This window comes from Parvibaculum sp., assembly GCF_035511255.1.
Classification (GTDB): Bacteria; Pseudomonadota; Alphaproteobacteria; order Parvibaculales; family Parvibaculaceae; genus Parvibaculum.
Window position 1 is genome coordinate 1 of the sequence record NZ_DATKFR010000209.1, and the last position, 8,669, is coordinate 8,669.

The 8,669-nt window shown below is 65.2% G+C and carries 5 protein-coding genes; 2 read left to right on the forward strand and 3 right to left on the reverse strand.

Annotated features, from left to right (window positions below; genetic code table 11):
• Together VMR03_RS08350 and VMR03_RS08355 are read left to right on the forward strand one after the other, a co-directional pair.
• Positions 1–1,046, forward strand: a 1,046-nt coding sequence (locus VMR03_RS08350) for an FAD-dependent oxidoreductase (RefSeq protein WP_325404134.1), incomplete at its 5' end; no start/stop codon positions are given.
• 11 nt (positions 1,047–1,057) lie between these two features.
• Entirely contained in the window at positions 1,058–2,446 is a 1,389-nt protein-coding gene (locus VMR03_RS08355) for a glutamine synthetase family protein (RefSeq protein ID WP_325404136.1), read from the forward strand.
• A 71-nt stretch (positions 2,447–2,517) separates the two neighbouring features.
• On the opposite strand, the gene VMR03_RS08360 is transcribed toward VMR03_RS08355, so the two are convergent.
• The 3 genes from VMR03_RS08360 to VMR03_RS08370 form a co-directional block, all read right to left on the reverse strand.
• Positions 2,518–5,448, reverse strand: coding sequence for an autotransporter domain-containing protein (locus VMR03_RS08360; RefSeq protein ID WP_325404138.1), 2,931 nt, complete (start codon positions 5,446–5,448; stop codon positions 2,518–2,520).
• Between the two features lie 191 nt (positions 5,449–5,639).
• Positions 5,640–7,577 carry a PAS domain-containing sensor histidine kinase gene (locus VMR03_RS08365; RefSeq protein WP_325404140.1) on the reverse strand — a complete coding sequence of 646 codons (1,938 nt, stop codon included), beginning with the start codon at positions 7,575–7,577 and terminating at the stop codon, positions 5,640–5,642.
• 101 nt (positions 7,578–7,678) lie between these two features.
• Positions 7,679–8,669: aminopeptidase N C-terminal domain-containing protein (locus VMR03_RS08370; RefSeq protein ID WP_325404142.1), on the reverse strand; the 991-nt coding region annotated here is incomplete at its 5' end.

Genomic DNA, 8,669 nt, shown 5'->3' on the forward strand with positions numbered 1-8,669 from the left:
TCGGGCGCTACGGCGAAGATGAAACACGCCGCTTCATCTCGTCGCAGGTGGACGCCGTCGAACTCGTGCGCGCACTGGCCCGCGACGAGGGGATCGACATTCAGCCTCAGGGCGACGGCACGCTGCATGTCGCGCATACGCCATCGCGTTTTGCGGAGCTGGAAGAAGAGCGCGAACTCCTGGGCGGCAAATTCGGCGTACCCGTCGAGCTGTTGAGCCGGGAGGAGGTCGCCGAGACCTCCTATGATTCAACCGAGCAATTCGGCGCGCTGCTGAACAAGGTTGCCTTCGGTCTTCATCCCTTGCGTTTCGCGCGCGGTCTCGCCGCTGCCGCTGCGCGTCACGGCGCGAAACTGCATGGCCGTTCGCATGTCGAGCAATGGGAAAAGGTCGGCGGCGAGCATCGCCTCGTCACCAAGAACGGCACGTTGCGCGCGCGTTGCGTCATCGTCGCGACCAATGGCTTCACGCGCGCGCCGGTCGCGGCAAATCTGTCGAACCGGCTGATCCCGGTGCTTTCGAACATCGTCGTCACCCGTCCGCTGACGGACGATGAACTTGCTGCCCAAGGCTGGAAGACGGAGCGGCCTTGCAGCAACACGCGGCGTCTTCTCTTCTATTATCGCCTGCTTCCTGACCGGCGCTTTCTCTTCGGCGCGCGCGGCGACACGACCGGCAAGCCCGAAGACGGCGCGAAAATGCGGGTGACGATGGAGCGCCGTCTCGGCGAAGTCTTCACCGCATGGAAGGACGTGCCGACGACGCATTACTGGCGCGGATTCGTCTGCATGAATGCGCGCATGACGCCGGCCATCGGACATATGTCCGACGATAAAAGCGTGTTTTTCGGACTTTGTTATCATGGCGACGGCGTGTCGGCGGCGCCGTGGGCTGGAAAAATGCTCGCGCAAATCATTGGCGGCACGAGAAATCCTGCTGAAATTCCCGCGCCTTTCCGCGGGATTCCGCCGATCATTCCGTTTCCGTCGCTCAGACGCTGGTATCTTGGGGCTGCTCTCGGCTACTATCATCTCCAGGATAAATAACAATCAGGTTCATGATGAGCGACCGCGAGAAACCGCGCAGCAATGGGCGTGCGAGTCTGGCCGAATTCAAGGCCTTCCTCGCCGAACGGGGCGAAATCGACTATCTGGATGCCGTTTTCGTCGATATGTGCGGAACAGTGCGCGGCAAGCGCTTCCCGATCGAAGAGGCCGAAAAGGTTTTCACCTCCGGCGTTCACATGCCGAAGTCGGTCTATTTCTTCGACGTGACCGGCGTCAATGAAGACATTCTGGGCATGGGTTTTTCCGACGGCGATCCGGACGGGCAGGCTTTTCCCGTATCCGGTTCGATCGTTCCGGTGCCGTGGGCTTCGATGAAGCAGGCGCAGGTCCTGATGACCATGCAGGACCGCGACGGCACGCCGCTCAATCTCGAGCCGCGCGTCATTCTCGCGAATGTCGTGGCGAAGCTCGCCGAACTCGGTCTTCACGCGGTCACGGCCTGCGAATTCGAGTTCTACGTGCTCGACCGCGAACGCGATCGCAAGGGCCTGCCGCAAGCGCCGATCAATCCGGCGACCGGCCAACGCGAAACGGCGAATGAAGTCTACGGCATCACCGAACTCGACGGCTTCATGTCGCTGTTGAAGGACATCGACGATGCAGCGGCGGAGCAGGGTGTGCCGGCATCGGGCGCCACGGCGGAATTCGCGCCGGGGCAATACGAAATCAATCTCAACCACGAGCATGATGCGATCCGCGCCGGCGACCACGCGATCATGCTGCGCCATCTGATCGGCGCGATTGCGCGCAAGCATAATTTCATCGCGAGTTTCATGGCCAAGCCTTTCGTGGGGCAGGCGGGCAACGGGCTTCACGTCCATTGCTCCGTGCTCGACGAGCAGGGCAAGAACATCTTCGACAACGGCACCGATGAGGGCAGCGTCAAGCTGCGCCATGCGATTGGCGGGCTGCAGGCGACACTGGGCGAGGCGATGGCTTTCTTCGCGCCGAACCTCAATTCTTATCGCCGCTTCGAACCGAACCTCTTCGTGCCGGTCAACGGCGCCTGGGGGTACAATAATCGCTCGGTCGCGTTCCGCGTACCGGCGGGTTCGCATTCCGCGATGCGTGTCGAACATCGCGTCTCGGGCGCCGACGCCAATCCCTATCTGGTGCTGGCCGCGATCCTCGCCGGCATCCATTACGGCATCGTCAACGAGATCGATCCGGGCGCTCCCGCGGAGGGCAATGCCTGCGACAGCATGGACGAGAGCATTCCCTTCTATCTGCCGAGCGCGTTGAAGCGCCTGCGCAACTCGACGATCCTGCGCGAATATTTCGGCGACCAGTATGTCGACGTCTATGCCGAGACGAAGATGCTGGAGTTCGACAAGTTCCAGCACGCGATTTCGCCGCTGGAATACGACTGGTATCTCTGAGACGCGTGCCGTCCCGGAGGCTTGTGAAATAGCGGCGCGTCCCGTTTTACATGGAACGCGCCGTTCCGTTTTCAGAAGCTGTAGCTGACGCCGACCTGAACCGTCTGCTCGAAGAGGTTTCCGGTCGGCAGCGTCGCGCGGTAGCCCGCATGCAGCGTCAGCGTGTTGCTCACCTGCGCGTCGAGACCTGCTCCGACGGTCACGCGGTCGCGCGAGGGCTCGACCCCGTCGACGACGAAGCTGCCGCCGCCGACCGTCACCGTGTTCGACGGCGCATTGTTCATCGTCTCGCGGCTGTATTCGACATCGAGGCGCGGCGTGAGTTTCGTCCCGCCTTCTGTCCTCAGGCTCTTTGCGGCGCTGACGCCGATGAAGGGCCGCAGGCTGTCGGCGTCGCGGTGCGCGACGTCGAGGTTGAAGCCGGTCGCACCGCTCTCGCTGAAGCTCTCCTCGGCGAGATGCACATATTGCGCGCCCGCGCGCGGCGTGAGCGTCAGACCCGCGACGTCGAAACGGTAGCTCGCCTGCAGGGCGGCCGAAATTTCGTCGCCCCCATGGCTCGCCGTGGCCGTCTCGCCCGTCGCCGCGATCGGACGGCGGGTGTCGATGAAGTCGTGGGCGTAGCCCAGCGCCGCGTCGATGCCCAGATCGCCAGACACATAGCGGCCATAGAGCGCCGCGCGCGGCGTGGAGATGTGGCCGCTGTTGCCGTTGCTCTCGTCGAGATAGGTCTGGTCGAAGCCGAGCGCGATACCGGCGACCAGGCCGCCGTCGAACGTCTTGTCGATGCCGGTCATGACGCCGCCGCTCTTGGTGCGGAAGCCCGAGGCGACGCCGCTGCCGTCGAGCGCGGAGAGGCGTCCGGTCGCCTGGAACCAGGCGTTGAACGTCGGGACAGGGGAGAGAAGGCCCTTCAGCCCTTCGTCGCCGGTAAGCGCGATGCGGATCGGCCGGATCAGGGATGCCGTGCCGCCATTGCCGCCATTGCCGCCGAGGCCGCCGAGATAACCCAGCAGGGTGTCATTCGCGTCCTGCGTGCCGTTAATGGCCGAGGAACCCGCTGCGTTGAAGGTCGTGTCGTCGGTCGGCGTCACGACGATGGGATCGTCCGGTCCGTCGGGCGGCGTCGGTCCGCCGCCGGACAGCACGAGATCGACCTCGCCCGGCGTGGCGTAGCTGAGCGCCTGTTCGAAGCCGTTCGGCGTCTCGCCGCCTAGGGTGTCGAACGTACCCGTGACAGTCTGCGCGGTGAGAATGGTGTAGCTCTTCGCCGTATAGACGCCCGGCGCGTAGACGGCGTTCACCGTGCCGCCCAGCGTCGCGGTGCCGGTCACGGCGAGCAGGGAGGATTTTTCCGGCGTGACGAGAATGGCGAGCCTGCCGCTTCCGCCTTTGCTGGCGTCATATTGCAGATAGTCGCCGTCGATCGTCAGCTTGCCGGTATCCGTCGGGCTGCCCGGCATGATGACGCCATCCGAAAAATTGGTTACGGTGCCGGTGACGGTGCCGAAGCCCATCAGTCGGCCGTCGCTCTCGACCGTCACGTCGCCGACGAGGTCGGTGTCGGGGTGGTCCTTGTCGCCGATGACGAGTGTTCCACCATAGATCGTCCAGGGCATCGGATCGAGTTCGAGCAGCGGGTCGGTGGTGCCGCTCAGCGTCCAGATGCTCGAACCGATCTTCTGGAAGGAGCCGAAATCGACATATTGCGTACCGATGGCGGAGAGGTCGAAACTTGCGTCCTCGTCGCCGCCCAGCGCGAGCGAGTCGTTGTGCTCCCGGGTAAGGTAGTCGACATAGGCCACGACCTTGCCGGTGATCGTCGAGCCGGCTTCCAACGTCAGGCTGTTCGTGCCGCCGTCGAAATAGATGGCATAGCCCGCGCCCCCGCTGGCTCCGGAGATCGTGCCGCTGTTGGTGATCTGGAGGTCGCTGCCGGAGATGCCGAAGCCTTTGCCGCCGCCGCCCGAAATCGTGCCGGAGTTGACGATGGCGAGGCCGGTGCCCGCGACGCCCGTACCGCCGCGACCGGCGGACGGTATAGCCCCGCCCGAAATGCCGCCCTGGCCGCCGGTGATGGTGCCGCTATTGGTGAGCGTGCCGCCCGACGCGAGGATCATGACGCCCGCGCCGCCGTTGCCGCCATATCCCGAAGGCGCGGCGAGCTGTCCTGCGCTGTCGAACGCGCCACGGCCGCCGTTGCCGCCATCGCCGCCCGTAATCGTGCCCGTGTTGGTGACGGTCGTTTGCGCTCCAAGGGCGATGAGACCCGCGCCGCCGTCGCCGCCGTAACCGCCCCCGCCGCCCGGATAGGGGTCTTCATCGTCGGAAACACCGTTGGAACCGCTGCCGCCATTGCCGCCCTTGCCGCCGGCGATGAGGCCGTCATTGATGACGAGGTTGCTCGTCTCGGTGGACAGCATGCCAACGCCGCCGCTACCGCCGTTGCCGCCATCGCTGCCGGCGCCGCTCTCGTTGGCCACGCCGCCGTCGCCGCCATTGCCGCCGTTGCCGCCGGCGAAGATGCCGCCGGGGTAGCTGTGGATGCCGAAGGGAATGATGCCGCCGAAGCCGCCCGCGCCGCCGCCGCCACCGCCGCTTGCGAGGCCGTCCGTTCCGTCTCCGCCGTCGGTGCCGGAATATTGCGCGGCCGTGCCCACAGAGCCGTCGGCAATGAAGCCGTGATTGCCGCCGACGCCGCCATAGCCGCCACCGGCGAATCCGAGGCCGCCCAGGCCGCCGCCCGCACTGCCGCCGCCGCCACCGCCGCTACTGTCGGCGCTGGCGCCATAGGCGCCCTCGTAGCCGCTGCCTCCGGAGGCGCCCCCATAGCTACCGGCGCCGTTGCCGCCGCGGCCGCCATCCCCGAAGGAAATGGCAAAGGCCGGACCCGAGAGCCCGATCAGCAGAGCGGCGCTCGCGCTGCTCGCCAGAAGAAAAGCATGCAGATTCCCGTTCCGGTTCCAGCGCTGGAACCGGGCGATCCCGGATTCGAATGACATTTTGAACTCAGCCCCTTCTTTGCGCCCGCCGTCCGGCGGGGGCCCACCAACAAACGCCCGATTTTTACAGGAGCGATTGGCGGAAAAGCTGACTTTTTCTGGGTGTATCCGCGGCCCGCCCCTTCTTTTCGCGCGAGACCGCGACGCGGACGAATATCCGCTTACAGACATTCGTGCGGAAGGGGAGCGGTTTAGGCCGGCAGCGTGAACGTCACGCGCGTACCGACGCCTTCGGTGCTGGCGATCGTCAGTGTGCCGCCATGCAGTTCGACCAGCGAGCGGGACAAGGCGAGGCCGAGGCCGGTGCCCTTGTGCTTCTTCGAGTGCTGGCTTTCCACCTGCTCGAAGGGGCGGCCGATCTTCGGCAGGGCGTGAGCCGGGATGCCGATGCCCGTGTCCTCGACCGCAATCGAGACGAAACCCGCCTCGGCGCCGCCGTGCATGGTGATGGTCCCGCCGGCGGGCGTGAACTTGATCGCGTTCGAGAGAAGGTTCAGCAGCACCTGCTTGATCGCGCGCTTGTCTGCATCGATTTTCGGCAGCGGGCCCACTTCGTTCACGACTTTCACCGAAGCGATTTCGGCGCGGCCGGAGACGAGGCGCAACGATTCCTCGATCACTGTCCCGAGGTCCGTCGGCTGCTTTTCAAGCGTCATGCGTCCCGCCTCGATCTTCGACATGTCGAGAATGTCGTTGATGAGTTCGAGAAGGTGCTGACCGCTCGAGCGGATGTCGTGCGCATATTCGGTATATTTCGGCGAGCCGAGCGGCCCGAACATGCCGGTTTCCATCATCTCCGAAAAGCCGATGATGGCGTTCAGCGGCGTACGGAGCTCGTGGCTCATATTGGCGAGAAATTCCGACTTCGACCGGTTGGCCGATTCCGCGCGCGTCTTTTCGGCGGCGTATTTCTCGGCGAGATCGACGAGCTGGCGCGCCTGATGCTGGAGCTTGAGGCGCGACGCCTCGAGGTCGCGCACGGTCTTTTCCAGCGCCGACTTGTTCTGCGTCAGCGACGATTCCTGCACCTTGATGGCCGTGATGTCGGTGCCGACATTCACATGGCCGCCGCTGTTGGTCGGGCGCTCGCTGATCTGGAGCCAGCGGCCCGACGGCAGATGGATTTCCCACACCGCTTCTTCGAGGCCCCCGGCGCGCGGCCAGTTCGGCCCGATGCCGGCATCCGCCATCACCTGTTCGAGCGTCGTGCCGGGCGCAATGCCGTCGTCGGGCAGGTTCAGGAATTCGGCGAACTTGCTGTTCGCGGTCACGAGCCTGTTGTCGTCGTCCCAGAGCGCGAAGGCCTCGCCGATGCTTTCGATGGCGTCCTTCAGGCGGTCCGTCGCCTGGCGCTCGCGCTCCTCGGCGAGCTTCTGCTCGGTGATGTCGATGGTGATGCCGACCAGGCGTTCGCCCGAAATGCGTCCGCCGCCCCAGACCTGACCCTTGGCGCGCACCCAGACCCAGCTTCCATCCGCGTGATGCAGGCGGAAGGCGGTGTCGTAGGAGCGCGAGGCGCGGGATGCCGCACCGATGATCTCGTCGATCGCATGGGCGTCGTCGGGATGGGCGAGCGATTTGATCTCGCCGGGCGAGAGCCGTTTCGAGGGCTGGCGCAGGCCGAGCATGTCGAACATGGCCGACGACCAGTAGACGCGGTTCGCCGTCAGATCCCAGTCCCAGATGCCGCAGCGCGCGCCGGCGAAGGCCATGTCGAAACGGAGCTGGTTCTCGACCAGCGCCGCTTCCGCCTCGATCTTGCGTTCGCGCAACCGTACCAGCATCCAGGCGAGCAGGATGTAGCCGCCCGACAGCAGCGCCGAAAAGCCGAGCGCGCGGGAGAAGCCGTCCTGAATGTAAAGACCGGCATTGAGGCCCGTAAGCGCAATGCCGCCGAGCGCGAGCATCAGCCGCGCGACCCATATGGCGGAGAGCGCCGGCCGGCTCCGCGCGGGGCGCGGCTGCCAGGCAAGGCCCTCGGTCCTCGGGCTTACGTCGGGGATACTCATCCGCACCATGCCGGCGGCGTCGCTCGCCTCCGGTTCCTCATGTTCCTTCGAGGCATCCAGCGGGCCGGGAACGGGGCGGCGGGCGGCCCGGTCCTGACCGGCAGCGCCCGAATCAGTCAATGAATTTCGATGATTCGGGTTGCCCCGGATTTTGTCCAGTGTCGGCGGGTCGCTTTTTGGCATCCGATGCATTTCAGACTCACCCGCCGCCCTGTTGAATCTCAAGCAAGAGTCTTGGTCGCAATCTCGTAGACGTCGCGCGAAATCCCCTCGGCCCCGGCGATCCGTTCGAGTTGGCGCGACATCAGCGTGCGCCTTTTGCGGTCGAACTGACGCCAGCTCTTGAAGGCGCCGAGAAGCCGGGCGGCCACCTGCGGATTGAGCGCGTCGAGCTCCAGCACCTTGTCCGCCACCAGAGCATAACCCGCTCCGTCGGCCGCATGGAAGCGTACCTGATTGGCGGTGGCGAAGCTCGTGATCAGTGCCCGTACCTTATTGGGATTTCGTATGGTAAACGCCGGGTGCCGCAACAAGCTCTTGACGTCGTCGAGCGCCCGGGGGAGCGACGAGGTCGCCTGGATCGACAGCCATTTGTCCATGACGAGGTGGTCGCCCTTCCACCGCTCGTAAAAGGCCTCGAGCGCATGGGCCCGTTCGGGGCAATCGATATTGACGAGAACGCCGAGCGCCGCGATCTGGTCGGTCATGTTGCCGGCCGTCTCGAAATGCGCTGCCGCGAGGCCGACGCCCGAGCCGTCGGGCACGATGGCGAGATAGGCGAGGCAGGCATTGCGGAGCGCGCGGCGTCCGGCATGGTCCGCGTCGGGGCTGTAAGGGCCTTCGATCTTCATGCGATTATAGGCGGCGAGAAGCTCCTCGCGCACCTCTTGCGCGATCGAGACGCGCAGGCCCTCCCGCGCCTCGTGGATCGCATCGACATCGACATCCTTGCCGATCAGTTGCGCAATCGTCTGTTCGCCCGGCAGCACGATCATCTGGGCCACGAAATCGGGATCGAGCTTCCGGTCGGCGAGCACCTTGCGCATCATCTCGGCGAAGGCGAGCCCGCGGCGGCGCTTGCCGCCCGTCCGGATGGCTTCGACGGTCGCGATCAGGAGGCCGCTTGCGTAACGCTGTGCAGCCTCCCAGCGATTGAAGGGATCGCTGTCATGCGTCATCAGGAACACCCAGTCGCGTTCCTTCAGATTGGCG